This is a genomic window from Devosia sp. LC5 (assembly GCF_000735585.1).
Classification (GTDB): Bacteria; Pseudomonadota; Alphaproteobacteria; order Rhizobiales; family Devosiaceae; genus Devosia.
Window position 1 is genome coordinate 41,911 of sequence record NZ_JNNO01000043.1, and the last position, 26,354, is coordinate 68,264.

General features: G+C 61.4%; 26 protein-coding genes and 1 tRNA gene. 16 read left to right on the top strand and 11 right to left on the bottom strand.

The genetic code is table 11. The features are described from left to right. Positions 1 to 198: 198 nt before the first annotated feature. On the bottom strand, positions 199 to 1,242 hold the full coding sequence (locus FF80_RS16260; protein ID WP_052153672.1) for a hypothetical protein: 1,044 nt from the start codon (positions 1,240 to 1,242) through the stop codon (positions 199 to 201). A gap of 162 nt (positions 1,243 to 1,404) precedes the next feature. Here FF80_RS16260 and FF80_RS16265 point away from each other — a divergent pair, with 162 nt between their 5' ends. From FF80_RS16265 to FF80_RS16275, 3 genes are all read left to right on the top strand, one after another. Further along, positions 1,405 to 1,986, top strand: a complete 582-nt coding sequence (locus FF80_RS16265) for a nitroreductase (protein ID WP_035102499.1) — start codon at positions 1,405 to 1,407, stop codon at positions 1,984 to 1,986. Positions 1,987 to 2,053: 67 nt separating this feature from the next. Beyond that, a complete protein-coding gene (locus FF80_RS16270; protein ID WP_052153673.1) occupies positions 2,054 to 2,857 on the top strand; it encodes a transglycosylase SLT domain-containing protein in 804 nt (267 codons plus the stop codon). Between the two features lie 454 nt (positions 2,858 to 3,311). After that, a complete protein-coding gene (locus tag FF80_RS16275) occupies positions 3,312 to 4,514 on the top strand; it encodes a DUF2336 domain-containing protein (RefSeq protein ID WP_035102500.1) in 1,203 nt (400 codons plus the stop codon). 194 nt (positions 4,515 to 4,708) lie between these two features. Here FF80_RS16275 and FF80_RS16280 read toward each other — a convergent pair whose 3' ends face one another. The 3 genes from FF80_RS16280 to FF80_RS16290 all read right to left on the bottom strand — a co-directional run bounded on the left by FF80_RS16280 (position 4,709) and on the right by FF80_RS16290 (position 7,032). After that, complete coding sequence (locus FF80_RS16280; protein WP_035102501.1) at positions 4,709 to 5,482, bottom strand: NAD kinase; 774 nt, start codon at positions 5,480 to 5,482, stop codon at positions 4,709 to 4,711. Between the two features lie 84 nt (positions 5,483 to 5,566). Beyond that, positions 5,567 to 6,370 (bottom strand): metallophosphoesterase family protein, encoded by an 804-nt coding sequence (locus FF80_RS16285; protein WP_160172848.1) that lies wholly within the window; start codon positions 6,368 to 6,370, stop codon positions 5,567 to 5,569. 104 nt (positions 6,371 to 6,474) lie between these two features. Further along, positions 6,475 to 7,032 carry a hypothetical protein gene (locus FF80_RS16290; RefSeq protein WP_152558407.1) on the bottom strand — a complete coding sequence of 186 codons (558 nt, stop codon included), beginning with the start codon at positions 7,030 to 7,032 and terminating at the stop codon, positions 6,475 to 6,477. A 658-nt stretch (positions 7,033 to 7,690) separates the two neighbouring features. Here FF80_RS16290 and FF80_RS16295 point away from each other — a divergent pair. Next, on the top strand, positions 7,691 to 8,023 hold the full coding sequence (locus FF80_RS16295) for a hypothetical protein (RefSeq protein WP_035102504.1): 333 nt from the start codon (positions 7,691 to 7,693) through the stop codon (positions 8,021 to 8,023). Here the strand turns inward: FF80_RS16295 and FF80_RS16300 are convergent. Both FF80_RS16300 and FF80_RS16305 read right to left on the bottom strand, forming a co-directional pair. After that, positions 8,020 to 8,982 carry an endonuclease/exonuclease/phosphatase family protein gene (locus FF80_RS16300; RefSeq protein WP_035102505.1) on the bottom strand — a complete coding sequence of 321 codons (963 nt, stop codon included), beginning with the start codon at positions 8,980 to 8,982 and terminating at the stop codon, positions 8,020 to 8,022. The genes FF80_RS16295 and FF80_RS16300 overlap by 4 nt on opposite strands. A gap of 459 nt (positions 8,983 to 9,441) precedes the next feature. After that, positions 9,442 to 9,517, bottom strand: a tRNA-Thr gene (locus FF80_RS16305). A gap of 280 nt (positions 9,518 to 9,797) precedes the next feature. Here FF80_RS16305 and FF80_RS16310 point away from each other — a divergent pair. From FF80_RS16310 to FF80_RS16330, 5 genes are all read left to right on the top strand, one after another. Then, positions 9,798 to 10,673 (top strand): WecB/TagA/CpsF family glycosyltransferase, encoded by an 876-nt coding sequence (locus tag FF80_RS16310; protein WP_081917504.1) that lies wholly within the window; start codon positions 9,798 to 9,800, stop codon positions 10,671 to 10,673. A 231-nt stretch (positions 10,674 to 10,904) separates the two neighbouring features. Then, the gene (cysD, locus tag FF80_RS16315) at positions 10,905 to 11,813 is read left to right on the top strand and encodes a sulfate adenylyltransferase subunit CysD (RefSeq protein ID WP_035102506.1); all 909 of its coding nucleotides are present in this window, start codon (positions 10,905 to 10,907) and stop codon (positions 11,811 to 11,813) included. A gap of 14 nt (positions 11,814 to 11,827) precedes the next feature. Further along, positions 11,828 to 13,702 (top strand): sulfate adenylyltransferase subunit CysN, encoded by a 1,875-nt coding sequence (gene cysN / locus FF80_RS16320; RefSeq protein ID WP_052153702.1) that lies wholly within the window; start codon positions 11,828 to 11,830, stop codon positions 13,700 to 13,702. A 173-nt stretch (positions 13,703 to 13,875) separates the two neighbouring features. Beyond that, positions 13,876 to 14,586 (top strand): DUF1345 domain-containing protein, encoded by a 711-nt coding sequence (locus FF80_RS16325; RefSeq protein ID WP_152558408.1) that lies wholly within the window; start codon positions 13,876 to 13,878, stop codon positions 14,584 to 14,586. Positions 14,587 to 14,663: 77 nt separating this feature from the next. Further along, positions 14,664 to 15,791 carry an S-(hydroxymethyl)glutathione dehydrogenase/class III alcohol dehydrogenase gene (locus FF80_RS16330; RefSeq protein WP_035102509.1) on the top strand — a complete coding sequence of 376 codons (1,128 nt, stop codon included), beginning with the start codon at positions 14,664 to 14,666 and terminating at the stop codon, positions 15,789 to 15,791. Between the two features lie 138 nt (positions 15,792 to 15,929). Here the strand turns inward: FF80_RS16330 and FF80_RS16335 are convergent, their stop codons facing one another. After that, positions 15,930 to 16,286 (bottom strand): cupin domain-containing protein, encoded by a 357-nt coding sequence (locus FF80_RS16335; RefSeq protein WP_035102511.1) that lies wholly within the window; start codon positions 16,284 to 16,286, stop codon positions 15,930 to 15,932. 71 nt (positions 16,287 to 16,357) lie between these two features. Here FF80_RS16335 and FF80_RS16340 point away from each other — a divergent pair, with 71 nt between their 5' ends. From FF80_RS16340 to FF80_RS16350, 3 genes are all read left to right on the top strand, one after another. Beyond that, the gene (locus FF80_RS16340) at positions 16,358 to 16,909 is read left to right on the top strand and encodes an AAA family ATPase (RefSeq protein WP_200877225.1); all 552 of its coding nucleotides are present in this window, start codon (positions 16,358 to 16,360) and stop codon (positions 16,907 to 16,909) included. Next, the gene (locus tag FF80_RS16345; RefSeq protein WP_035102512.1) at positions 16,902 to 17,366 is read left to right on the top strand and encodes a YaiI/YqxD family protein; all 465 of its coding nucleotides are present in this window, start codon (positions 16,902 to 16,904) and stop codon (positions 17,364 to 17,366) included. Before FF80_RS16340 ends, FF80_RS16345 begins: the two co-directional genes overlap by 8 nt. A gap of 78 nt (positions 17,367 to 17,444) precedes the next feature. Further along, complete coding sequence (locus tag FF80_RS16350; protein ID WP_244445804.1) at positions 17,445 to 18,380, top strand: polysaccharide deacetylase family protein; 936 nt, start codon at positions 17,445 to 17,447, stop codon at positions 18,378 to 18,380. A 348-nt stretch (positions 18,381 to 18,728) separates the two neighbouring features. Here the strand turns inward: FF80_RS16350 and FF80_RS16355 are convergent, their stop codons facing one another. Together FF80_RS16355 and FF80_RS16360 are read right to left on the bottom strand one after the other, a co-directional pair. Next, a complete protein-coding gene (locus FF80_RS16355; RefSeq protein ID WP_035102514.1) occupies positions 18,729 to 20,105 on the bottom strand; it encodes an aminotransferase class III-fold pyridoxal phosphate-dependent enzyme in 1,377 nt (458 codons plus the stop codon). 82 nt (positions 20,106 to 20,187) lie between these two features. Further along, positions 20,188 to 21,669, bottom strand: a complete 1,482-nt coding sequence (locus tag FF80_RS16360) for a PLP-dependent aminotransferase family protein (protein ID WP_035102515.1) — start codon at positions 21,667 to 21,669, stop codon at positions 20,188 to 20,190. Between the two features lie 359 nt (positions 21,670 to 22,028). Here FF80_RS16360 and FF80_RS16365 point away from each other — a divergent pair, with 359 nt between their 5' ends. The 4 genes from FF80_RS16365 to FF80_RS16380 all read left to right on the top strand — a co-directional run bounded on the left by FF80_RS16365 (position 22,029) and on the right by FF80_RS16380 (position 25,066). Next, complete coding sequence (locus FF80_RS16365; protein WP_200877226.1) at positions 22,029 to 22,913, top strand: transporter substrate-binding domain-containing protein; 885 nt, start codon at positions 22,029 to 22,031, stop codon at positions 22,911 to 22,913. A gap of 85 nt (positions 22,914 to 22,998) precedes the next feature. Further along, positions 22,999 to 23,640, top strand: coding sequence for an amino acid ABC transporter permease (locus FF80_RS16370; RefSeq protein ID WP_035102516.1), 642 nt, complete (start codon positions 22,999 to 23,001; stop codon positions 23,638 to 23,640). 9 nt (positions 23,641 to 23,649) lie between these two features. Continuing rightward, positions 23,650 to 24,312: an ABC transporter permease subunit gene (locus FF80_RS16375; RefSeq protein ID WP_035102517.1), complete on the top strand. Its 663-nt coding sequence runs from the start codon at positions 23,650 to 23,652 to the stop codon at positions 24,310 to 24,312. Further along, on the top strand, positions 24,305 to 25,066 hold the full coding sequence (locus tag FF80_RS16380; RefSeq protein WP_035102519.1) for an amino acid ABC transporter ATP-binding protein: 762 nt from the start codon (positions 24,305 to 24,307) through the stop codon (positions 25,064 to 25,066). The genes FF80_RS16375 and FF80_RS16380 overlap by 8 nt, the downstream gene beginning before the upstream one ends. A 20-nt stretch (positions 25,067 to 25,086) precedes the next feature. Here the strand turns inward: FF80_RS16380 and FF80_RS16385 are convergent, their stop codons facing one another. Beyond that, complete coding sequence (locus FF80_RS16385; protein WP_035102521.1) at positions 25,087 to 25,476, bottom strand: hypothetical protein; 390 nt, start codon at positions 25,474 to 25,476, stop codon at positions 25,087 to 25,089. Beyond that, complete coding sequence (gene rlmB / locus FF80_RS16390; protein ID WP_052153676.1) at positions 25,476 to 26,228, bottom strand: 23S rRNA (guanosine(2251)-2'-O)-methyltransferase RlmB; 753 nt, start codon at positions 26,226 to 26,228, stop codon at positions 25,476 to 25,478. The genes FF80_RS16385 and rlmB overlap by 1 nt, the downstream gene beginning before the upstream one ends. Positions 26,229 to 26,354 lie beyond the last annotated feature (126 nt).

Consider the following 26,354-nt stretch of genomic DNA (forward strand, 5'->3'; position numbering starts at 1 on the left):
TGGAAGATGTATTTCCTTTGAAAGCTATTACTTCCTTGTAACGCTTATTGATGATGGCACTTCATTTATAGTTTTGCCACGAAGAATTTCGATCTTGCCGCCCTTTGCGGCAAGATTTTTCGTAGCCTGAAGTACTGTCTCAATATTGCAAGTAAATGGCGATGCCGACATACGGCCGGAGGCTGCCGAATAGTCTGATCAGAACGCCGTCGTCAGCACTTCGATGTCCTGCGGCGGGCCGGGCTTGACCTCGAACTCGCGGTTGAACACCTGGTCGCCCTGCTTGGCGAGCACCAGATAGGTGCCTTCGGCGAGTACGGTGGTGGGGAAGGCACCCAGCTCGGTGAAGATGGTGGCGCCGTCGCTGGTCTTGATGGTCCAGTCGACATCGGCGATGGCCTCACCGCCCGCTTCGGAAACCAGCTTGAACGAGACCTGGCTTGCCAGATGATAGAGCGTGGCGTCGGTCAATTGGCCGGGCTCGACCTGCAGGTCGGCGCGCACCACGGCATTGATGGCGCCGAAATGGGACACCACGTGGTAGGTGCCCGAATTGATGGTGACGATCTCGTTGGGCTGCACACCCTGGGCGACCGGGGTACGGGTGGCTTCATCGCCCGAGGTGAAGATTTCAAAGCTCAGCAGATTGGGCGGGATGGGGATGTCGCCCGTGACCGCTGCATTGAGGCGCAGGGCGCCGGCTTCCAGGATATAGGTCTTCTGGTTCTCGCCGGGGGTGACGGTGAGCGTATCGCTGATCTGGGCGCGGCCATAGGCGATGTGTACCAGATATTCGCCGGGGGGCAGGGAGAACGTGGCGGTGCCGTCTTCGGATTTGGCAGCCATGGCGATTTCGCCATTGGCGGTGGGCGCGGCGTCGAAGATGCGCCAGACCAGCCCGTCGGTGATGGGGGCGCTATCGGGCGTGATGAGGGCCGTGAGCGTCACCGGCTGAGGTGTGGAGGTAATGGCAGTGATGGCTTCGGTGGCCGGATTGTCGGGTGAGATTTCCGGCGAGGCAATGACCGGCCGACCATCGCGATCGGGTCGTGGGCGCGGCATGGGCGGCATTTCGGCGGCGTCTTGGGCGAATGCTGGCGTGGTGGCCAGCGGCAGCATCGGCTGCACCAACGCGAAGACACCCAGCAGGATCGCCATCAATGGCCCAAAACGCATATCGAATACCCCGGCCTCGTCGCCCAAGCGGCGGTCAGCAAGCTGCGTACCATAATGCGCTGCCACCGACTCGCAATCGGGCCGTGATAGGCAGCGATTGGGGAGAAGCTGTGTCACAGCCCGCCGCAATTGGGAACCGGCGAGGCTCTGCGCCAAGCGATTTTATGTGAATGGGCTGGCCGCGGGGAGCTACGACTTGTATTGCTCCGGCACTACCGGGAGATCATCATGCCTGCCAATGCCGCCCTCGTTGACTACCTGCTGACACGCCGTTCGGTCGGTCCGGCCTTTCTGGTCGAGCCGGGTCCGAATGCGGAGGAGCTCAAGACGCTGCTGACCATCGGGACGCGGGTGCCGGACCATGGCAAGCTGGCGCCGTGGCGGCTGGTGCTGTTCGTTGGAGACGAGCGGCGGCGGGCAGGGGCCGTGCTGGCTGATATCGCCAAGACCAAGAATTCAGGCGTTACCGAAGCGGAACTGGATGTCGAGCGACAGCGCTTTCTGCCGGCACCGCTGACCATTGGGGTGATTTCGACGGCGGCCGAGCATCCCAAGATTCCCGAATTCGAGCAGCTGATCTCGGCGGGTAACGTGGCGTTCAATCTGGTGCATGCAGCCAATGCGCTGGGTTATGCAGCGCAATGGGTGACCCGCTGGTATGCCTATGACGCCGAGGCGGCGGGGGCGCTCGGGGCCAAGCCGGGCGAGCGGTTTGCGGGGTTTGTGCATGTTGGGACGCCCACGACCAGGATCGAAGATCGCCCGCGCCCGGCGCTTGACGATGTCGTGACGTACTGGTCCGGGCAATAGTGGTTAACGCCACATTAACCCGGATTAGCGCTTTCTAAACACGAGCGATTCCCAGGGTGAGTTTTGGATGGGCGTGCAACCCATTTCAGTGCCGCAAAGCCTGGCCTATGTCCTGACCGCAGCGGGTGACAGGAATGGGGTGGATTTTGATTATCTGCTGCAAACCGCGATGCGCGAGAGCAGCCTCAATCCGCAGGCCAAGGCACAGACGTCGTCGGCCGTCGGGCTGTTCCAGTTTCTTGAATCGACCTGGCTGCAAGTGCTCAAGCAAGAGGGGCCGCGGCTGGGCTATGGCCAATATGCCGATGCCATCGAGGTGACGGGGAGCGGCGACTATGCCGTGCGTGACCCCGCGCAGAAGGCCGATATCCTCAAACTGCGCGAGGACCCGCAAATGGCGGCGGACCTGGCGGCGGCGTTCACCAAGAGCAATGGTGATTATCTGAGCGCGCGGTTCGGGCGGATGCCGAGCGCGGGCGAGCTTTATATTGCCCATTTCCTGGGGGCGCAGGGGGCCGAGCGCATGTTTACGGCCGGGCTGCAGGACCCCGACCAGATTGCGGCGCAGCTATTTCCCAAGCAGGCGGCGGCAAACAAGGCGATCTTTTACAGCGATGGGCGGGCGCGGACGATCCGCGAGGTCTATCAATCGCTGGTGGCCAAGCATGACGGCAGCCAACCGGCGGCGACATTTACGGCGCAGCAGATGAGCGGGGCGAAGCCGGACGTGCCGGTTATTGCCTCACGGTTCTCGCCGGAGAACATGTCGTTTACCGGGCTATTCCGCACCGAGGCCGAGGGGGCGGCGAAGTCGCCGCTGAATTTGCCGGAGGAAGGGGCCGCGTTCTTCACGCAGCTTTATGCGCGGTAGGCAGGCTGGCCTGGCGACTCCGCCGCCACGAATCAGCGGCATATAATAGCGGAACAGGCCCCTGGTTGGCGCATTTAGAATTTGTCAGTCATTGGGGGTCAGAGTGATTGAACTGCAATCCGGTTGGGATGAATCTGCTGTAGCTGAGCGATTCTAAAACAATTCGGACGCTAGCGAACCGATGGATTGAAAGATGGCCAGATCGACTACTCGGGGGGAAGTCGAAACGGGGCGCGGAGTACCACGAGGCTGGATGATCACAGGGATGGCAATTGCCGCCTGGTTGTTTGTTGTAGCTGCAGGATATGCCGCGAAGAGCCTGTTCGACCTGGCCTCCAGCATTCTCTGACTACCGGATGTGTTCCTGGGTGTTTTGAAAGCACCTGCCGCGTTATGGTGAACCGTTCCTTAAAACTTGCCGCTTAGTCTTGTCCCGAGTTGCTTGGGGTGTGGCATGGTTGAGTATAACGAGTTCCTCTGGCTGGCGCAGTCGCCCGATAGCGAAGAGCGCGGGCAGGCGGCCTATATGGCGGCGAGCGGCTATCTCAATCACCACGGCCCCGCCGATGAACATGCCGCGCTTTATGCAGTGCTGTTCCGATTTCTCGAAGATCCGTCCGTCAAGGTGCGCGCTGCGCTGGCCTATGGCCTGCTGCATTCGGCCGAGGCGCCGCGCCCGATCATCATGGCGCTGTTGCAGGATAGCGGGGTGATCGTCCGGGCTGTGCTGCAATATTCGCCAGTGCTGATCGATGCGGACATGATGCCGGTAGTGCGGCAGGGCGAGCCGGACCTGCTGATCGCCATCAGCCAGCGGCAAAAGCTCAGCGTGCGGCTGGTCGATGCGTTGATTGCTCGCGAGCATCGGCAGCTGACGCTCAAATTGCTGGCGCGGACCGATATCTCGGTTGGCTCGGCGTGCCTTGACCGGCTGGTGGCCGACCATGGTGCAGATGCGCAGATGCGCGGCGCCTTGCTGCGTCGGCGGGACCTGCCGGCAGGTGCGCGGCTGTTGCTGGTGCAGCAGGCGATGGAGGCCATGCGTGGCGCCCGGATCATCAAGGGTGCGGTGGCGCCGGAACGGCTCAACCGGCTGCTGCGCGATAGCGTGGACACGGCGATTTCGGCGATTGGCGAGCGCGAGGCTATCAATCCCGGTACGGGTTACGCGGCCGAGTTGATTGCCAGCGACAGGCTCAATATGCGCGTGCTGCTGCATGCCATGGTCACGGGCCATGTGATGTTCTTTGCCAATTGCGTGGCCGAGCTCAGCCAATCGCCGCGCGATAAGGTGTTCACTGTGCTCGAAGCCGGAAGCCGGGTGGCGATCAATGCGCTGCTGGTGCGCTGCGGCATGGGGCCGGCGATGCGGGATCTGGTGATAAGGCTGATCGGGCACGCCCGGGCGACCGATCTGGCCGACGACGCGGCGGCTCGGCATCTGGTGGTTTCGGCGCTGACCGAGGGGCTGATCGCCGAATATGACGGGGTCATTCCCGAGGAGCTGGAGGAGGCGTTTGCCTATCTCAGCGAGCAGAATGTAGCGCTGGCCCGCAAGGCGGCGGAGGGCGTGATGTACGCCTTTGCAGAGGACGCGGGCGAGCGGCGCATGGCGGCGCTGGACTGGGATGAGCAGGTGGCCTTGCCTGCTGCCTAGTGGGCAGCGCCTCGCGCTATCGCCTCCACTGTGGCGGTGGGGAGTTAGGGAGCGGCTGATGGCCTGTTCCCCTCATCCGCCCCTTCGGGCACCTTTTCCCACGAGGGGAGAAGGGGGCCGGTGGATGAGGATAGAGCTTGGGTGCCACGACTTCGTCCTTCGACAAGCTCAGGATGAGGTCTACTGCTAAGCCCTCAATACCGGAACTGTTCGCTCAGCACACGTTCTTCAAGGCTGGTGCCTGGGTCGAACAGCAGCGTGACGCCGCTGTCGCGGTCCTCGCGGATAGTGACTTCGAGGACGTTCTGGAATTCCACGTTGTCGGCGACGGCGCTGACCGGCCGCTTGGCGGCTTCGCGGGTGATGAATTTGACTTCGGCCCGATTGCCCAGAATGGCGCCGCGCCAGCGGCGGGGACGGAAGGGGGAGATCGGGGTCAGCGCCAGCAAGGGGGAATCGATGGGCAGGATCGGGCCGTGGGCAGACAGGTTATAGGCGGTAGAGCCGGCCGGGGTGGAGAGCAGCACGCCATCGCAGATCAATTCGTCGAGGCGGGTTTCACCATCGACCACGATCTGGATTTTGGCGGCCTGATAGGTGGAGCGGAACAGCGACACTTCGTTGAGCGCCAGCGCCATTTGGGTAACGCCCGATGTGCTCAGCACCGTCATCGAAAGCGGGTAGATGCGGGTCGCTTGCGCCACCGACAGGCGTTCGGCCAGCGAGTCTTCGGAAAAGACATTCATCAGAAAGCCGACCGAGCCGAAATTCATGCCATAGACGGGCACGTTGCGGCCCATGGCCTGGTGTAGGGTCTGCAGCATCAGGCCATCGCCGCCCAAGGCTACAATGACACTGGCTTCCTCGAACGGGGTATCGCCATAGCGCCCGCGCAGGCGGGCAGCAGCCTGGTCGGCTTCGGCAGTGCCGTTGGTCACAAAGCCAACCCGATCTGTCTGGACGCTCAATTCATATTCTCCGGCAGGGCAGTTGGCACGTTCGGGCCGTAGCATAGAAGCCAAAACGGTGCCAGACGCAACGCCGATAGTGCCCTACTCGGCCGGGCCGTGTGCGGTGGCCGTGAGCAGGTGCGGGACCTCGCCGGGGACCAGGCGGATGGCGGTTAGCCTGCCGGTAGCGTAGGCACCCGTATCGATGCAGATACGGCCGGGCGATATGTAGGGCTCGGCGGCGGGCGTGTGTCCATGCACCACCAGCAGGTGTTCTGGCCATGGGGCCGTGCTGGCGGGCTCGTAGCGCATCCATTGCAGGATATCGTCGCTTTGCTGGTCCAGCGGTACATCCGGCTTCATGCCGGCGTGTACCAGCACGACGCCGGGCAGGCTAAGTGCGACAGGCAGGCTTTCCAGGAATTCCAGGTGGCCGAAGGGAATGTGACTGCGCAGTCGGCCTAGCCGCGCCTGCACACTGGCCGTGGCAAAGCCGGCCATGGGTACGCCATAGGATTGCAGGGTTTCGGCCGCGCCCAGCTTGAGCCATTGCGCACCAGCCACCGGGTTGCGGCAATAGGCGAGCATGAGCTCCTCGTGATTGCCGGCAAGACAGATGCGGCGCGTGCCCGCAGGCGGCGGCGAGAGCAAATGGTCGATAACGCCGGCCGAATTGGCGCCGCGATCGACATAATCGCCCAGATAAACCAGCCAGATTTCGCCGGTGACGCCGGCAGCGTCCTCCAGGATCATCTGTTCGATGCGTTGCAATTCAGGCAGGCAGCCATGGATATCGCCAATGGCATAGACCGCGCTGGGCCATTGCTGCGCGACCAGGCGCTCACGCCCTTGCGGCGCCGGATCGGGCTGGCGCTGCGGCAGCAGGCGCCGTATCAGCGAAAGCATGCTTGCCTGCGGCATTGGCTATACACTCCGGCATGGCGCTAGACCTTGACTGCCGTGGAACAAGGATTCAAGCCTCAAACCAAGGTGTGATTAATGGCGGCAGATCAGACCGCCAGGCGGTAGGAATTGGCGGCGCGGCCTGCATTGTCAAACCGGCCAGTGTCGGTGACCTGGCGTGGGCTCGGCCTCTCGGTGGGCGCCAGCGATCGCCGAATGCGTTGGGCCGCGGCCGCTATGCGGGCCAGGCGCAGTGCCGACCGGCAATGCAAGGCCGCGACTGCGGCAAAGGCCGCGGCGGCGATCCATGCCGGCCAAAACTGCACGCTCGCGGCGATGGCCACAAAGACCAGAGCGGCGACCGCGAATGCCAGGAGCCAGATGATCTTGCGATTGCGGGCGGAATACCAGATGGCCGGATCGGAAAAGCGCCAGCCGACGCCATGGATGTCGGCGGCCAACAGGGCGCCACGCCCCATTGCGTCATAGAAATAGAAGGTGCCGGAGCGATCGGTGGCAACAAATTCGGCCAGCGCTGGTTCGGCTGCGACGCCCCGGAAGCCGTCGCCATCGGTGAAGCCGATTTCGGTGAAAACCTGATAGGGCTGCCGTTCAGCGCTAGACTGGGCAGCTTCGATCGTCCCATGCTTGATCGTGAAATTCAAGCCTGCATCAAACGCTGGCACCATCGCAATTCCACCGTGACAAGAGCCAGATTGGACGCGCCAGAAATATCTGACGGCGGGCGTCTGACAGCTTCGTAGAGATTGTTGCGACATTATCCAAACGAGGGCTCGGCACAAGCGCAGCAAGGGGGCGGGGATGGGATGTCCAACGGATTTTTGCGAGCAGGCACGCGTGAAATACGTAGGTCTCAGCCGAGTAATAAGTAGTGCTGCGGTGGAAACAGTTGCGGGATATCGTTGTGGAATGGGGAAAGAGGCGGGCAGCACCCGTTGCGGCGGAAGAATGCTGCCCATCGACGTCCGTCGATGTCGATAACTAGTATCGAGCCCAACAAATACAATACAGTAAGAGGGGCAATTCGGCTATATGACGTTAGGTCAATTTATCTGAGTTGCCGGAATATCTAAGATGCGCGGATTTTGTAGTGACAATATTATGATCTAGAATATCCTGTATTATTGCTGCTGATTTCGCATGAATACAGTATTACTATTTGAGCTGGGGCCATGTGGACATTTCAGCGCGATGGGCCACGAAAAAGACCAATCCGCTGAATAAGGAACGGCTTGCTGCGCGGTGTTGCTTGGTCTCCGGCGGGCATCGCGGCGTCCAGAGACTGCAGAAGGAGGATCGCGATTGGCCAGTGGCTATGCGTGGACCGACGATGAAGATCATGTCGCGGCGGATGCCGTGACCGTCAGCATCGGTTCCGATACGCGGATACTCAAGATTGCCGGGCTGGAATTCGGCACGGCCAGCGCCTGGGTCTATTGGCCCGGAACAATGCATCACGGCGAACATATAGAGCCTCGGGCAGAGGGGCCGTTCGACGATGTCGGCGTTGCGCTCGACTATGCGGCGCAGATGTCGGCGCTTTATGGCTTCAACCGTGTTGTCGTTGCCCTGCAAGATGAGGCACTGTGGCGGGACAGCTGGGGCGAATTGGGATCGCGTCTGGACATTCACTAGGGGCTCTCAGCTTGCTCCGCAGCGGTCGCGAAATTGACCTGGGCCAGCAGGCCGCGATGGTTGGAGCCGAAATTGGACGGCATGGCCCCGATTTCGTCGATGCGTAGCGCGCCGCGCGTAAACATATTGTCGATCGGCACACCGAACTCGGCTAGGCGAACCGGCCAGGTCGAGGGATAGCGCGGCGGCGGAACCAGGTCATTGCGGTTGACGAACCGCAACACGCTGCTTGACCAGGCGGCGCTGTTGAAATCACCCGATACCAGCACAGGCCCCTCGATCTGCTGCAGCAGACGGGTGATTTGCCAAAGCTCATCGATGGACATGCCGTCGAAATAGGGCTTGGACAGATGCAGCGCCACAATGGTCACCAGGCGGCCATCAATAATGGTGCGGGCCGATATCAGCCGCTCGCGCTTCATCTCGCCGAGCAGATGCATCTGTGCATTGACCAGCGGGGTGCGGGAGAACAGCGAGAGATCACAGGTCAGGCTGTTTTCACAGCCGATATGATAGGGGAAAGTGCCCGCCAGACGATCAAGGTTCCGCTCGATGCCCGGGGTTTCCAGGATCACGGCGATGTCGGGCGCAAGCTCGATCATATAGTCGGTGATGTCCTGGCCGCGATCGGAGGTTGCCAGTACATTGAAGCTCATGACGGTGAAGCCATCGGTGTCCGCGACATCCGTAAGAAGCGAGCGCGGCGCCTGCTGCCGGTGGATGAGATAGGCGCCCTGGCCGATGCTGGCAAGGATCAGCGCGAGTATCAGCACGCCGCGCCAGCGGGCGCCCAGCATGAACAGCGCGATCGGCAAGGCCAAGCACGCCGCCGCCCAATGAAAGCGCAGCGATTGCAGTACATCCGGATTGAACACCGGCAGGTCAAAACTCGCCGCCGCAAGGCCAAACATGGCCAGAATGGCCAATATGGTGACGGAGCCGCGAAGCTCAGGTTTCATAATGACCGCTCGGAATTGGTGTGGATGTTCTCCTTGCCAATAGCGGTACTTTGCCTGTGCCGGTCAATACATTTGCGTTGATCAGTTGGATGGTCGAGGGGGCAGCGCTTATCCGCCGCAGACACGCTGCCCCTCTCCACCACTCACCCCGCCTAGGCCGGATGAGGAGCCGGATCGCTTGCCTATCGAGAATGCTATTATTGTCTTAAAGTCTAGTGTTCAAATGCGGCAATAGAACGGCGAATTAAACTGCAATGAATGACGCGTAATATTTCTTCTCATTGGAAAGAAATATTTATGGCGTCATGACATTTCCGTTGTATTGCGATTTGTATTTCTTTGTCAGATTTTATATTTCGATTTTGTTTCGGTAGTTCTTCAGGGGGGGCTATTCTGGCGCCGGCTCGCTAAGCCTTCGGCGTCCAGCCCGTATGGATCAAGCTGCCTATAATGGGAAAATGGTGCCGGCAGCAGGGTTCGAACCCGCGACCCCCTGATTACAAATCAGGTGCTCTACCAACTGAGCTATACCGGCGCGCGATGCCATCTAGCATCGAAGGGGCTCGTGGGCAACGGGGGGGGTGATAGGAAGTGCGGCGTGGTGTTCGTGCCAGCCCCCGGTTCAGATACAAAAATGGGCTGTTATAGGTATGTTCGCGTAAGGCATTACCGGCAGGCTTAACGTAAATAAGCTGTTGAAATTCCTGTTTCTTCGTTTCGGACCTAAGAATGCAGGCCAGTTCAATTCTGGGTAGTCCGATGTTGAAGCGTTTTGTTGGGCCTGGACGACCAATCTCTCGATTCAGTGTGCGGTCATGAGACGGCGGGTTTTGCAGCCTGTCGCGTTTCGGCCGGTGCGGCGCGGGCCACCAGCGCTGCCGGTACGAATCTATCCGCGGTTTGAATCGGTGGAGATCGGCGGGCTGCCGGTGGCGCGGCTCGATCGCCAGCAAACAGCCCGGTTGCTGATCGATCTGGCGGTGAAATATCGCCGCCGCGACCGGCCCTGGATTGCCACCAGCATCAACGGCCAGGTGTTGTCGGAAGCGGCACGCCAGCCCGCTTTGCGCGAGGCGGTGTGCTTTGCCGATGTGATCAGTTGTGACGGCCAGCCCTTGGTCATGGCCAGCCGGCGGGTGACCGGCTTTGCGCTGCCGGAGCGGGTGGCGACCACGGATCTGTTTCATGACGTGGTGGCTGTGGCCCGGGAGCGTGTGGTCAGCATGTATTTCCTGGGTGGCACCGAGGGGGAGAATGCGCGGGCGGTGGCCGCTGTGCGCGACAGTTATCCGCATTTGCGCATTGTGGGGCAGGGGCATGGCTATCACACCCATCGCCAGTGGATCGGCGTGGTGCGGGATATCGACCGGCTCGGGCCCGATATTGTCTGGCTGGGATTGGGCGTGCCGCGCGAGCAGGAATTTTACATGCGGTTTGCCCATGCCATGCCCAATGTCGGGCTGATCAAGACCAGTGGCGGGCTGTTCAACTTCCTTTCGGCATCGGCGGCGCGGGCGCCGCAATGGATGCAGGACAACGGCCTGGAATGGGCTTACCGCATGGGTCGCGAGCCGCGGCGCCTGCTGTTCCGCTATCTCACCACCAGCCCGCATGCGGCCATGCTGATGCTGACGCGCCAGAAATGGGGCAAGGGCATTGCCGAACTGGGCGAGCGCATCGATCGCTGGTGACCGGTGCTGAACTATTTTTCTGCGTTTTCCTGTCGCGGCGCACATTCAAACGCCATCTGATCGCGCCTCGGCTTTTCTATAACGCGTCTTGTTCCCGAGGGAGATGAATGTGCCCCAAGCCCTTGCGCAGCAAGGGTTTCCGCCATTTTCTGGCTTGATGCCGTCGCATTCCGGGCCTAACCAATCAGCCTGAGCGAGTGCCGTGTTGAGCGGCTATGGAGCATAGCTGCTGTGACCAGCAATCGACTGACGCATCTGCAGACCCTGGAAGCCGAGAGTATCGAAATCCTGCGCGAAGTCGCGGCCAGTTTCGAGCGTCCGGTGATGATGTATTCCATCGGCAAGGATTCCAGCGTCCTGCTGCATCTGGCGCGCAAGGCGTTCTATCCGTCCAAGATTCCGTTCCCGCTGCTGCATGTCGATACGACATGGAAGTTCCGCGAGATGATCGCATTCCGCGACAAGATGGCGGAGGATTATGGATTCGATCTCATCACCCATACCAATGCCGATGGCGTGCGCGACAATATCAACCCGTTCGATCACGGCTCTTCGCGCTACACCGACATCATGAAAACTGCCGCCTTGCGGCAGGCGCTCAATGCCGGCCAGTATGACGCGGCCATTGGCGGCGCAAGGCGTGACGAGGAAAAATCCCGCGCCAAGGAGCGTGTGTTCTCCCACCGCAATGCCGGCCATGCCTGGGACCCCAAGAACCAGCGGCCCGAGCTGTGGCGCGTGTTCAATACCCGCCTCAATCCGGGTGAGAGCATGCGCGTGTTCCCGCTGTCGAACTGGACCGAGCTCGACATCTGGACCTATATTTACGCGGAAAATATTCCAATCGTTCCACTCTATTTCGCGCGCGAACGGCCGGTGGTGGAGCGTTTCGGCACACTGCTGATGGTCGATGATGACCGCATGCCGCTGGGCAAGAATGAAGTGCCGCGGCACGAGTTGGTGCGGTTCCGCACGCTGGGTTGCTATCCGCTGACCGGGGCGATGCGTTCGGCGGCATCGAACCTGCCCGAGATCATCATGGAAATGCAGGCGAGCCGCACCTCCGAGCGCGAGGGACGGCTGATCGACAGCGACCAGGTCGGCTCGATGGAAAAGAAGAAGCAGGAAGGCTATTTCTGACAATGACCCTGCCAATGGCCACGCCTGACACCGATATCGACCTCTGGCTCGATCAACAGACTGACAAATCCCTGCTGCGCTTTCTCACCTGCGGCAGCGTGGACGATGGCAAATCGACGCTGATCGGGCGGCTGCTCTATGACAGCCAGCTGATCCTTGATGACCAGCTCGCCAGCCTCAAGAAGGAAAGCCGCAACCGCACCACGGGAGACGAGGGGATCGATTTCTCGCTGCTGGTCGACGGCCTATCCGCCGAGCGGGAGCAGGGCATTACCATCGACGTGGCGTACCGGTTCTTCTCCACCGACAAGCGCAAATTTATCGTCGCCGACACGCCCGGCCACGAGCAATATACCCGCAACATGGCGACTGGCGCCTCCAATGCCGATCTGGCGCTGCTACTGATCGACGCGCGCAAAGGCGTGCTGACGCAGAGCCGGCGACATAGCTTTATCCTGTCGCTGATCGGGGTGAAGCATGTGGTGCTGGTGGTCAACAAGATCGACTTGGTCGACTACAGCCAGGACGTGTTCGATAGAATCGTCGCCGAATATCGTACCTTTGCCGAGCCGTTGGGCTTCAAGACTTTGGCTGCCGTGCCGGTTTCGGCGCTGCGTGGCGACAATATTCTGGGCCAGAGCGCCAATACGCCGTGGTATCGCGGGCCGGGCCTCGTGCCCTATCTCGAAGGCATTGAAGTTGCCGATGACCGGGCCAGCCAGAAATTCCGTTTCCCGGTGCAATGGGTGAACCGGCCGAACCTCGATTTCCGCGGCTTTTCCGGCACGGTGGCGGCAGGCGTGGTCAAGGTGGGCGATGAAGTGCTAGTGGCTGCCTCGCGCAAGCCGGCTGTCATCAAGGCCATTGTGACTATGGATGGCGAGTTCGAGCAGGCCGTAGCAGGGCAGGCGGTGACGCTGGTGCTCGACCGCGAGGTGGATGTGTCGCGCGGCGATGTGCTCACCCATGCCGGCGAGACGCCGGAATTCTCCAATCAGTTCCAAGCCCGTGTGGTGTGGATGAATGAGGAGCCTGCCTATCCGGGACGCTCCTATCTGCTCAAGATCGGCTCGCAGATCGTTCCTGCGACGATCACTGATCTCAAGTTTCGCACCAATGTGAATACGCTGGAGCATACGGCGGCGACCAAGCTGGACCTTAACGAGGTGGCGACAGTCACTATCGCCACCGACCGGCCGATTGCCTTTGACCCCTATGCGGCCAATGCAGTTACCGGCGGCTTCATTCTGGTCGACCGGATTTCCAATGCCACGCTGGGTGCTGGAACCGTGGAATTCGGCCTGCGCCGGGCGCAGAACCTGACCTATCAATCCTTCGACGTGAACCGGGACGTTCGCGCCAATATGAAGGGCCAGCGGCCCCAGATCGTCTGGTTTACAGGGCTGTCGGGCTCGGGCAAATCGTCGGTCGCCAATCTGCTGGAAAAGCGGCTCACGGCCGAGGGCAAGCACGCCTATATTCTTGATGGCGACAATATTCGCCACGGACTCAACAAGGATCTGGGCTTTACTGAAGCAGCGCGGGTGGAGAATATCCGCCGCGTGGCTGAGGTTGCCAGGCTAATGGCGGATGCCGGGCTGATCGTGCTGGTTTCGTTCATCTCGCCGTTCGAAAAGGAGCGGCGGCTGGCGCGTGAAATCGCCGGCGATATCACCTTCACCGAGGTCTATGTGGATACGCCTATCGAGGTGTGTGAAGCGCGCGATCCCAAGGGCCTCTACAAACGTGCCCGCGCTGGCGAGATCAAGAATTTCACCGGCATCGACTCCCCGTTTGAGGCACCGACCAATCCGGAACTGGTGCTGCGCGGCGCCGAGCATGAGCCGCTTGATCTGGCGGATCAGCTGCATGGGTTGCTGAGGTTTTAGGGTGAATTGGGCAATGGGAAGGTGCCATACGCCTTCCCATTGCCCTCAATACTCCACCCCCACAGCGTCATTCCCGCGAAATAGAACGGTGACGTGGCCCCTGGCGCACGTCGCCAGCCAGCTTGCTTCCCCCAACCAACTCGTTAGACTCACCCCAATAGGGGGAGCGAATATTGGCGAAACGCAGGGCAAGGCGCGCATCCAGTAGCAAGGCACATGCTCTGGCCTTGTGGATCGCATCGCGCCACCTGCCGCGGCATGGCACTTTCTTTATCGCCTTGGTGGTCGGGGCCATGGTGCTGCTGCTCAGCCTCTGGCTGGTCCCGGCCTTTGCGGTGGTTTTCGGTGCCATCGCCATGTTCGTGACTTACCTGGCGCTGGTTGCGCTGATGCTGCCTCTATTGAGCTCGGATTTCCTGCGCTCGCGCGCCGATGAGGCCGATACGCCCACCGGGCTGATCTTTGCCGTTGTCGTCGGGGTGGTTGCGGTATGCAGCGCTACACTGTTCATGGCGCTGAACGGTAGCGAGGGGCCGCGGGTCGTAGAGGTCAGCCTGAGCATTGTCTCGGTGCTGTTGAGCTGGTTCGTCGTCCACACCATGGCGTCGCTGCACTATGCCTATGAATTCTACGAGCGCACGGTCGAGGGTGATGGGAACAGCGTGGTCGGAGGCCTGGATTTTCCCGAGGGCGACGGGCCGGATGGGTTGGCTTTCCTCTATTTCGGCTATGTGATCGGCACGGCCTTCGCGGTGTCCGATATCCGCGTCACCTCAGCCAATATGCGCAGAATCGTGCTGGTGCATTCGGTGTTCTCGTATTTCTTCAATACGCTGATCGTGGCGGCGACGGTCAATGTGGCGGTGGCTGTCGGGGCAGGGTGAGGCCTTGGGCAGTTGCTGCCTCGGCCTGCTTTGTGCAACACCTGCGCCAAAGACAATGCCCCAAGGGAGAATCTGCCATGAAGACCCGCGCTGCCGTCGCGTTCCAAGCTGGAAAGCCGCTCGAAATCGTCGAAGTGGATCTCGATGGCCCCAAGGCGGGCGAGGTGCTGATCGAAATCAAGGCGACCGGTATTTGTCATACCGATGATTTCACGCTCTCCGGCGCGGACCCAGAGGGCCTGTTTCCCGCCATTCTGGGCCATGAAGGCGCGGGCGTCGTGGTCGATGTGGGCCCTGGCGTTACGAGCCTGAAAAAGGGTGACCACGTTATCCCGCTCTATACGCCCGAATGCCGCGAATGCTATTCCTGCCGCTCGGGCAAGACCAATCTGTGCACCGCCATCCGCGCCACGCAGGGGCAGGGGCTGATGCCCGACGGCACCTCGCGCTTCTCCTTCGAGGGCAAGCCGATCTTCCATTATATGGGCTGCTCGACCTTCTCCAATTTCACCGTGCTGCCCGAGATCGCGGTGGCCAAGATCGACGCCTCGGCCGCCTTCGACAAGGTCTGCTATGTCGGCTGCGGCGTCACCACGGGTATTGGTGCGGTGATCAATACCGCCAAGGTCGAAATCGGCGCGACCGCCGTAGTGTTCGGGCTGGGCGGGATTGGCCTTAATGTCATCCAGGGCCTGCGCCTGGCCGGTGCCGATATGATCATCGGTGTTGATCTCAACAACGACAAGAAGGCCTGGGGCGAGCGCTTCGGGATGACCCATTTCGTCAATCCCAAGGAGATCGAGGGCGATATCGTGCCCTATCTGGTCAATCTCACCAAGCGCCGGGGCGATCTGATCGGCGGGGCCGATTACACGTTCGATTGCACCGGTAACACCACGGTTATGCGTCAGGCGCTGGAAGCCAGCCATCGCGGCTGGGGCAAGTCGGTGGTGATCGGCGTTGCGGGGGCCGGCAAGGAAATCTCGACCCGCCCGTTCCAGTTGGTCACCGGCCGCACCTGGATGGGCACGGCCTTTGGCGGTGCCAGGGGCCGCACCGATGTGCCCAAGATCGTCGATTGGTATCTCGACGGCAAGATCCAGATCGATCCGATGATCACCCACACGCTGCGCCTCGAAGACATCAATAGAGGCTTCGAGATGATGCATTCGGGCGAAAGCATCCGCAGCGTCGTGGTCTATTAGGCGCTGCTCGCTTCATTCTGCTTCACTCGCCCCTCAAGACCTCATGGCGAGCCCGTCGAACCACGGGGTCGAGCGAGTGGAGGCTTCATGTGCCACGACCTCGTCCTTCGACAAGCTCAGGATGAGGTCCGCTCGACCTCACTCCAGCCAGGTCGTCTCAAACAGCCCGGCCTCGTGGATATCGATATTCTCCAGCGGACCGGGTCCGGCATTCTCGAACTTGTGCGGCACGCCCGCTGGTGCAACCACGATCTGCCCTTCCACTGCCTCGAACATTTCGCCGCCGACGGTGAAGCGCGCCCGGCCCTTGCGGATGATGAACGTTTCGGGATAAGGATGGCTATGCAGCCGCGGCCCACCGCCGACTGCCTCGGTGTGATTGAAGATCACCGAAATATTGGCCCCATCCGGCCCGCCCTCCCACTCTCCTGACCATTGATCTGCTGGCGAAGCGGGGTAAGCCCACGCCGCGCGCTCGATCACCTTTCCAGCCATTTCCCTCTCCCTACTCTGTGTGGCGACCGCCCCGGCGGCGTCGGCCCATCCCTCATGTCCAAGGACACATCATGATCATGCATGCCGACAATCTCTTCATCATCACCGGTGGTCCAGGCGCCGGCAAGACCACGCTACTCGAGGCCGCCTCCGCGGCCGGTATTCGCGTCGGGCAAGAGGCCGCCCGAGCTATCATTCAGTCACAGACCGCCATCGATGGCCCCGCCGTCCACTGGCGGGACAAGGCACTCTTTGCCGAACTCATGCTCGACCGCGATATCCAGACTTTCCAAGCATTGAGCGCGTCGAGCGAAGCAGCGCTGAACGACCGCGGAATTCCTGATCTTGTCGCCTATGCCCGCATGTTTCCGCTCGCATATGATGCGCATTTTCGGCGTGCCGCCGAGCTCTATCGCTACAATCCCATCGTCTTTTTCGCTCCGCCCTGGCGTGAGATTTTCGTGACCGATGCCGAGCGCATAGAGGGATGGGAGCATGCCGTAAGCGTCTACGCGCCGATGCGTGACGTTTATGCCGAACTGGGCTATCGCATTGTCGAACTGCCCAAGGTGCCCGTCGCCGAGCGGCTGGCCTTTGTGAGAGACGTCATCGCCAATGCCTGACCCAACCATATTCGTCGATGCCGATGCCTGCCCGGTGAAAGACGAGGCAATGCGTGTCGCCGAGCGCCTTGGCCTAGTGGTCACGTTCGTCAGTAATGGCGGCGTGCGCCCATCTCGTGATCCAATGGTGCGTGTCGTAGTCGTCGCTGCCGGCGCCGATGCGGCCGATGACTGGATTGTCGAGCAAGCGCAGGTCAATGACATCGTATTGACGGCCGACATTCCGCTGGCCAGCCGCGCCATCGACAAGGGCTGTCATGTACTCGGCTTCACCGGCAAGCCGTTTACGCCGGCCTCCATCGGCATGGCGCTGGCCATGCGGGATCTCAAGCAACATCTGCGCGAGACGGGCGAGATCAAGGGCTACAACCCCGGTTTCCGTCCCGCCGACCGCTCGGCTTTTTTGAGTGCGCTCGATACTTTGGGACGCAGGGCAAAAGCGGCTGCAGGTAAGTAGTCGTTAAGACCTTGCGAGGGGAATATTAACCATAATAGCAAAAAGTGACCTCAGCTGTGGCTGTGCAGAGTTCAGGTCGTGTCGCTTACGCGTTTTGCTGTTTGTCTGGTGGTTGCCGGTGCGTCTCTGGGAGCCTGCGCCAAGCCACCCAGTCATCTGAGTACCAGTGCCGACCTTGCCCCGCATGCCTATCAGGCGACGGACCGCACAATTACCAATTCCATTTTCACGGCCTCCAGACCGATCACCGACCAGCCGATGCCCGAGTGGATTTTCACCTCGGGCCAACTGGCGGGACGGACCCTGGCCGTGGCGTCGACAACCGACATCATCCTGCAGCCTGGCGAAGTCATCCTGACCTTTGACGATGGCCCGCGCCCGGGCAAGACACCGGCGATTCTGGACACGCTCGACGCGTTCGGCGTCAAGGCGACTTTCCTCATGTTGGGCCGCGCCGCCGCGGCCAATCCCAAGCTCGCCGCCAGCGTTGCGCTGGCCGGCCACACGGTGGGCAGTCATACTTACGATCATGCCGATCTATCGGGCATGACGCGGCAGGAAGCACTGGATGATATCGCCCAGGGCGAGCGCGCTATTTCGGCCGCGCTGGCGCAATCGGGGCAGGTGTTGTCGCCGTTCTTCCGCTTCCCCTATCTGGCGCAGACCGGGTTCCTGCGGACCAATCTGATGATGGGCAATATTGTGGTGCTCGACGTCGATATCGATAGCAAGGATTATTATTCCGAGACCAGCGAACAGGTCGCCGCCCGCACCATGGCGCGGCTGGAAGCGCGCGGCAGCGGTATCATCCTGTTCCACGATATTCACCAACGCACCGTCGACATGCTGCCGGGCTTCCTCGCTCAACTCGAGCAGAAGGGCTATTCAGTCGTGCGTCTCGTTCCCAAGGATAGCGGCGTCTTCGGTCGTGATGTGATCACGGCTGATGCGCCCGTTGTGGACGGGGCGCTGCGGCCGGGCACGCCGCACCCAGGCCCTCTCGCCCAGTACTAGTTTTTATTGTCTCTGGCGTCGTTCCAGGCCTGCGCGCGCCGCTGCAAGGCGGTCTCTAGTGCGGTCGCGCCGGCCAGCATCATGCTGCCGCGCCAAAATAGCGCTGCGCCGCCGCCAGGCAGGCCTCAAAGCAGCTGAGGTCGGCAAACGGCAACGCGGTGCCGCCGGGCGGACGAGGTCCAGGCCAGCACGGCCCAGTATTTCGAACACGCAAGGTCACTTTCATCACGTTCTGCGCGGCAGCCGGCAACCTGCCGGGAGCCGCACGGAACATCATCGTCTGCCACTGGCCTTGGCTTGATGTCGTCGGCCGCAGCGGCTCAACCAGGCGCCGGAACCCGCGCCGGCTCAACTGAACGCCACGCCGAGCGCCTGGTCGATGGCATCGGTGATCGCGTCGATGTCCGATGCCGTCGCCACCAGCGCTGGCGCGAGGCAAATGACATTGTTTAACCCCGGCACCGAGCGGTTCGAGGCACCGATCAGCACGCCCCGTGCCGCGGCCTGTGCCACGATCTGCGAGATACTCTTTTCACTGACCGGCTCCTTGGTGCTGCGGTCCAGTACCAGTTCCATGCCCTGAAACAGGCCCATGCCGCGGACGTCGCCGACCACGGCATGCTTGTCCTGCAAGGCCAGCAGGTTCTGTCGCAGGCGCGCGCCCATGGCGAGGCAATTGTCCAGCAACCCTTCCTCCTCGATGATCCGCAAGTTCTCCAGGGCGGCGGCAGGTCCGCCGGCGCAGCCGCCAAAGGTCGAGATATCGCGGAAATGCGCCATCGGATCGGCGGCATCCTTGAACAGCTCGAAGATCGCCTCGGTGGTGACCGTGCATGAAATCGCCGCATAACCCGAGGCGACGCCCTTGGCCATGGTCACGAAATCAGGCTTGATGCCGAAATTCTGGTATCCGAACCACGTTCCGGTGCGCCCGAGACCGCAGACCACTTCGTCGATATGCAGCAGGATATCGTATTTGCGGCAAATCTCCTGCACGCGGTCCCAATAGCCCTTGGGCGGTACGATGACGCCGCCGCCTGCAGTGATCGGTTCGAGGCACAGTAGGCCGATACTGTCCGGGCCTTCGCGCAGGATCACCTCCTCGATGGCATCGGCGCAGCGCTCACCATAATTGTCCCCCTCCCACTGCTTTCGATATTCGAGACAGTGCGGCACCATGACGAAACCGTCGGGATAGGGGCCATACATGGCCGCGCGTTCCGGCTGCCCGCCGGCGGCGAGCGTGGCGATGGTGGTGCCGTGATAATCGCGTTCGCGATAGAGTATTTTCCACTTGCGCCCGCCATGATGGCGTTGCGAGATCTGGCGCACCATCTTGAAGACCTTTTCGTTGGCCTCTGAACCCGAATTGCCGAAATACACTCGCGATAGGCCGGGCATCTTTTTCAGCAGCGCCTCGGCGAACCGGGCGGCCGGAATGGAACCCGCCGACTGCGCAAAATAATTCATGCGCACGAGCTGGTCGCGCACAGCATCTGCTATCGAGGTGCGCCCGTAGCCGACATTAACTGTCCAGACGCCGCCGGACAGCGCATCGAGGAATTCGCGGCCCGTCGCGTCCCACACTTTGAGCCCCTTGCCCTCCACGATGATGCGCGGGTCGCTGGTCTCGAGCGGCTTGTGCTGCAGCATGTGGTGCCAGACATTGGCGCGATCCGCCTCGATGACGGGACGAAGATCATTGGTCTGCGGTGCTGCGATCATGAAGAATATCCCTGTGGACGCGTCCGGGAGGTTCGGACGGTAGTGAAAAAAGATGCCGGTAAGTTCGCCCCGGACCTGGCTGTCACAGCCGGTCCATGACGCTGGACAGGATGCCGATTCCGGTGCCGATACGGTCTGCGTCTATGGCGTTGAAGCCGAGCCGCATGAAATTGGTCGGGGCGGCGCCGTCGAGAAAGAATTGCTCTCCATGTTCAACGACGACGCCTTTCTGGGCCGCTGCCCAGGCGAGTTGGCGAGTGTCCACGCCGCTGGGCGCCTCCAGCCAGAAGGCGCTGGCGCCATCCGATCCGATCCGCTTGCAGGCGTTGAGGTCCTTGCTCAGAGCGGTCTCGAGGAGGTCGCGCCGATGGGCATGCTGGGCCAGGAAACTGCGCAGATGCACGTCGTAATGGCCCTGGGCCAGGAACTCGGCGAGCATGCGCTGATTGTTGAGTGGCGGGTGCCGATACATCAGCCGCCGCAGGGCGCGCAATTCGTCGACCAGGTCCGCATCGGCCACCAGGTAGCCCAGCCGCAAGCCCGGCGAAAAAGGCTTGGACAGGCTGCTGACATAGATGATGCGGCCAGACGTGTCGCCGGCCTTGAGCGCGGGCGGCGCATCGCGGTCGAGACTGAGTTCGGCGTCGTAATCGTCCTCGATGATAACCTGGTCGTTTCTGGCAATCATCTCCATCAGCTGGTTTCGCCGCGGACCGCTCATCGTAATGCCGGTCGGAACCTGATGGCTCGGCGTCAGGTAAATATAGTCGCTCCGGTGCAGGTCCCCGCCGATCGTCACGCCTTCCCCGTCTAGCCCATGCAGCTGGACCTGGGCGCCGTGCAGCTCGAAGATCGACAACGCGTCCCGATAGCCGGGTGTTTCCAGCGCGACCGTGGTGTCGCGGCTCATCAGCAGGTTGGCGATCAGGTAAAGCGCGTTCTGCGAACCGATGGTGATCAGGATCTCATTGGGCCGGGCCCAGATGCCGCGCTTGGGCAGGACCCGTGTGCGCAGCTGTTCCACCAGCATTTCATCGTCGCGGTCGAACCGGTCGTTGAGCCAGAGGCTCGCGCTGTCCGGTTTCATCGACTGACGCGACGCCTCACGCCACTGCCGTAGCGGAAACAGGTTGCGCATCGGCTGTCCATAGACGAATGGGTAGGGGTAGCGCGCCCAATCCTGCGGCTTGGCGACGCTGGATTTCGAGCCGGGATTCAGCTTGAAACGGGTTTCCCAGTCCGGGCCGCGCCCGTCCAAGTCCTCCGGGGTCTGCGCGATCCCGTAAGTGTCCTCGCCAAATCCGGGCGCGTCGGCATAGGGAGCGTTGAGGAAGAATCCCTTCTTGGGGCGGCTGACGATATAGCCGCTGTCGACCAGGCTCTCGTAGACTACATTGACGGTGTTGCGGGAAATCGCCAGCCGGTCGGCCAGCTTGCGGCATGAGGGCAGAGGGGCGTGCGCAGGGAAACGACCGCTGAGAATGGCGGACACCAGCGACTTGCGCAACTGGTCCTGCAAGCCCCGGCCATGGTCTAGCTGAACCGGAAAGAGATGTTCATTCACGTGCCGCTCCGCATCTGAGTGGTCACAGCCATGCAATTTGCGCGCCAGCTCGCCGTCAACGTGCGTCGACCAACGAACTCGGTTCCGTGAGGCTGTGCGTCGCCTAATGCGTCACAGGTTTTTCATGTGCATCCTCAGCAAGTTAGCTCGCGTTTCTCACGACGAAATGAGGGAAACGACTTCTTTGGGGCCGCCGACGGGCATCTCTCTTTTGCGTGGCGCCGCTGTCATCTGACACAAGCCCGCCACCAATCTGGCCCTACCGCCCATCGAATAGGCAAACCTATGATCAGCCTACAAAGACGGCAAGACCGCATCGGCGTGCTGTCGGTTTCTTGCAATCGAAGGGACAGTGAGCAATGTATCTCCAAGCGACATCCGTCACACCGCGCCGCCTCCTGCGTCATCTGGTCGTCGCGGCAGCGCTAATGGCTGGCACTATGTCAGCCCATGCCGACATGGCCGAGATCAAGAGCCGCGGCTACATGACAGTGGCGACAGAAGACGATTACGCGCCATTCAACTTCATCGTCGATGGCAAGCCGGAGGGCTTCCATAAGGAACTCCTGGTTGATTTGCAGGCCTATGCTACCGAGCAGGGTATCGAGGTCCGCCAGGAAATCCTGCCCTGGACCGGGCTTCTGGCCTCTGTATCGTCCGGGCAATACGACTTGGCCTTTACCGGCGCGCTGGTCACCGACGAACGCCTGCGGGTCTTCAACTTCGCGCCGCCTTTCGCCTCGGCCCAGCATTTTTACGTCAAGCGCCTGGGCGATGATCGCCTGAGCGACATTGCCAGCCTCTGCGGCAAGATCGTGGGCGTGCAGGCGGGCAGCGCTCTGCTGGCCCGCCTGCCTGAACTCAAGGCGATGATGGCCGAAGTCAATTGCGAGATCGGGGAGGTCGTCGAATACCAATCCTATCCCGAAGCCTATGCCGACCTGGCTAACCAGCGCCTCGACTACGTCATCAATGCCCTCATCTCGATCAATGACCTGGTCAAGAATCGCGGCGACGTCTTCGAGAAGGGTATTGCCGTATCGGGTGATGGCTTTGCGGCCTGGCCCATCCCCAAGGAAAGCCCCGGACTGCTCGAATTCGCGACCGGCTTCATGACGCTGATCCGCGACAATGGTCGACTGGCCGAGCTGCAAGAGAAATGGTTCGGCGAGACCTTCCCCGCCCTGCCAATCACGCCGATCCAGGAGGTCGATCAGTTTCACGAACTGGCCGGCATGAACTGACCGGCTCCCGGGCCCGATGCATTCGCGCCGGGCCTGATCTTTTTGCCCAAGCCTGCTTGTCGCGCTGGCAATAACGGATCTTCCCATGACCGAAAAAGCCTGGATGCTGCTGCTCGAGGGAGCCTGGGTCACGCTGTGGATTTCAGGGCTGGCGAGCGCAATGGGTCTGGTGATCGGCCTGGCCATTGCGCTGCTACGGACAGCGCGCATTCCGGTTGTCGATCAGATCCTGGCGGTCTATGTCAGCCTGGCGCGCGCTACTCCGCTGGTGACGCTGGTGCTGTTCCTGTTTCTGGCTGCACCCACGCTGGGCCTGTCGCTGGATCGCTATGCCGTCGCTATCGTGGCGTTGACGATCAACACATCGGCGTTCAACGCTGAAATCTGGCGCACGGCCTTTCTCAATTTCCCGCGCGATCAGCAGGAGGCGGCGCTGGCCTCTGGCATGACGCCGGCCACGATGTTCGCCAACATCATGCTGCCGCAGATGATCATCACCAGCCTGCCGGGTCTGGTCAACGAGATGACCTTCCTGCTCAAGAGCAGTCCGGCCATCGCCATTATCGGCCTGGTCGACCTGACCCGGGTCACCAATCGGATCAGCGCCGTGACCTATGAGCCGCTGCCGCCGATCCTGGCAGCCGCCCTGATCTACATGGTGATCATCAGCGTCCTGCTCAAACTGCAGTCACTGGCCGAGAAAATGGCCGGCAGGCTGGCGATGTAAGGTGGCGTCATGAGCGAATGGAGCATTGTCTGGGAAGCCCGAAGCACCATCCTTTCCGGCCTCTGGCTGACGTGCTGGCTGTTCACCGCGTCGATCCTCGGTGCCTTCATGTTGGGCTGCCTGATGCTGTATTTACTGGAGCGGGGCGGCGCCCTGGCATGGCTGCTGCGCGGCTTCATCAACACCATGCGGGCCCTGCCGTTTCTGGTGCTGGCCTATCTGCTCTACTACGGCTTGTCACAGCTGGGGTTGCGTATGAACGCGGTCACCGCCGGCCTCCTCGCCATGATCATCTATCACGGCGCCTACTTCGCCGAGATTCTGCGCGGCAGCCGCCTGGTCCTGCCGCCCGGCAGTATCGAGGCGGCGCAGGCGCATGGCTTCATGCCGGGCAGCATCTTTCTTCACATCATCCTGCCACAGCTGCTTTTGCGCACGCGCCCGTTGATCGGCAACCAACTGATCTACGCGCTCAAGGACACTTCTTTCCTGGCCATCATCACGGTGCAGGAACTCACTGCCGCCGCCAACGCGGTGCAGGCCACCTATTTCATTCCCATGCCGGCCTTCGTGGTTGTCATCCTGCTGTACTGGGCGATCACCGCCTGTCTTGAACTGGCCGTCAGCAAGGCCGGAATATTCGGCAAAGCGCGAGGTTTCGAGAATGTCTGATCTACCGGCCGTCGAGATCCGCAAGCTGTCCAAGAGCTTTTCCGGAGTGGAGGTGCTGCGCGACATCGATCTGACAGTCAACAAGGGCGAGGTGGTCAGCGTCCTGGGTTCTTCAGGTTCGGGCAAATCGACCATGCTTCGCTGCATCAACTGGCTGGAGGAGCCCGACAGTGGCTCGGTCTTCATTGCCGGTCAGCGCATCGGCTATAACAGCGACAAGCAGCGACCGATGACCAATCGCGAGATGGCCGCCACGCGCGCCCGAACTGGCATGGTGTTCCAGAGTTTCAACCTGTGGCCGCACCTGACCGTGTCGCAAAACGTTGCGATATCGCCCATCAAGGTGAAGGGTATGCCCAAGGCACAGGCCCGCGACCTGGCGACGCAGCTACTCGAAAAAGTCGGGCTCGGCGACAAGGCGGAGGTGTATCCCTTCACGCTTTCAGGCGGCCAGAAGCAGCGCGTGGCGATTGCCAGGGCCCTGGCGATGAGTCCGGAGGTGATGCTGTTTGACGAGCCTACCTCTGCGCTTGATCCGGAACGGGTCGGGGAGGTGCTGCAGGTGATGCGCGACCTTTCGGGCGAAGGCTACACGATGGTCGTTGTCACCCACGAGATGGAGTTCGCGCGCATGGTGTCAGATCAGGTGGTCTTCCTCGACAAGGGTCTGATCATCGAGAAGGCCCCGCCCGAGATTTTCTTCACCAATCCGGCCTCGGAGCGGGTTCGCAGGTTCCTCGATCGGCAGGACTAGTTTGCAATCGCCGTAAGCCTCTATTCCTCGTCATCCTCGACATCGGTCAAGTAGACCGAAATCTCGATATCGATGCCATAGGCGGCGATGGCAGCCGCCATATGGGCGGGCAGGCGGGCTGACATGGCTTCGCCGTTCTCTGGGTAGTCGAAGGCAATATCGAGCACCGCCTTGCCGATGCGGCGGTCGTCCAGCATGGCGGCGATGGCGGGGCCGGAGCGCTCGGCCAGTTCCAGCAGCGCTCGCACCGGGTTTTTGACCGCGATATCCACCTGGGCGTAGTGGCTGCCCTCCGCGTCTTCAGGCTCGAAGCGGGTGCACAATTGCTTGAGCGCCGCGTCGAGTTCGTATTGCGTGACAGTGACGCCCGACAGGCGCAGCGCGATGGCGAAGGGCTCGAAGCTACTCATCAGGATCGTCCGGCAGTGGCCGCAAACAGAGCAATGGCGGCGGCGTTGGAAACGTTCAGCGATTTGATCGGTCCGGGCATGTCCAGCTTGACCATTTCGTCGCAGAGTTCGCGGGTGCGCTGGCGCAGGCCCTTGCCCTCGGCGCCCATCACGATGGCCAGCGGCTGGTCGCCATTGCGCGGCTTGAGCTGATGTTCTGATTCAGAATCAAAACCCAGCACTAACATGCCGCGATCCTTGAGCTTTTGCAGGGCATCGCCCAGGTTGCGCACCTCGACCATGGGCACCAAATCAAGCGCACCGGAGGCGGATTTCGCCATTACGCCGGTTTCACGTGGCGAGTGGCGGGCGGTGGTGATCACGGCGTCAGCGCCAAAGGCGCAGGCGGTACGCAGAATCGCGCCTACATTATGCGGGTCGGTGATCTGGTCGAGTACGACCACCAGCTTGAGCGGCTTGATGTCATCAAGGCCAAACCGGCTTACCGGATCGACTTCGAGCGCGGCGCCCTGATGCACGGCATCCTCGCCCAGCAGGCGATCGAGCTCCTTGGGCGTGGTCTCCTTGACGGTGACCTTGCCGATCTCGCCGCTCTCCTTGAGCCGCATCAGCGCATTGGGCGTGGCCAGCAGCACTTTCTTGATACGATTCTTGTTGTCCAGCGCGGCGCGCACCGTGTGCAGGCCATAGAGATAGACCGGGCCGTCATCGGGGTTGTAACGCGGCTTTGGCGGAAATTTATTGATGCTCATAGGGCAGGGGTATCGCCTTTGCGGCGCGCCAGCAAGCGGGGCGCCGCGGCGCGCTCTAAACCGAGTGTTTTTCGAGGGGGCGTTGGTGGAGGGGACTGGACTGCAAGGCTTCATATTCGTCAAAGC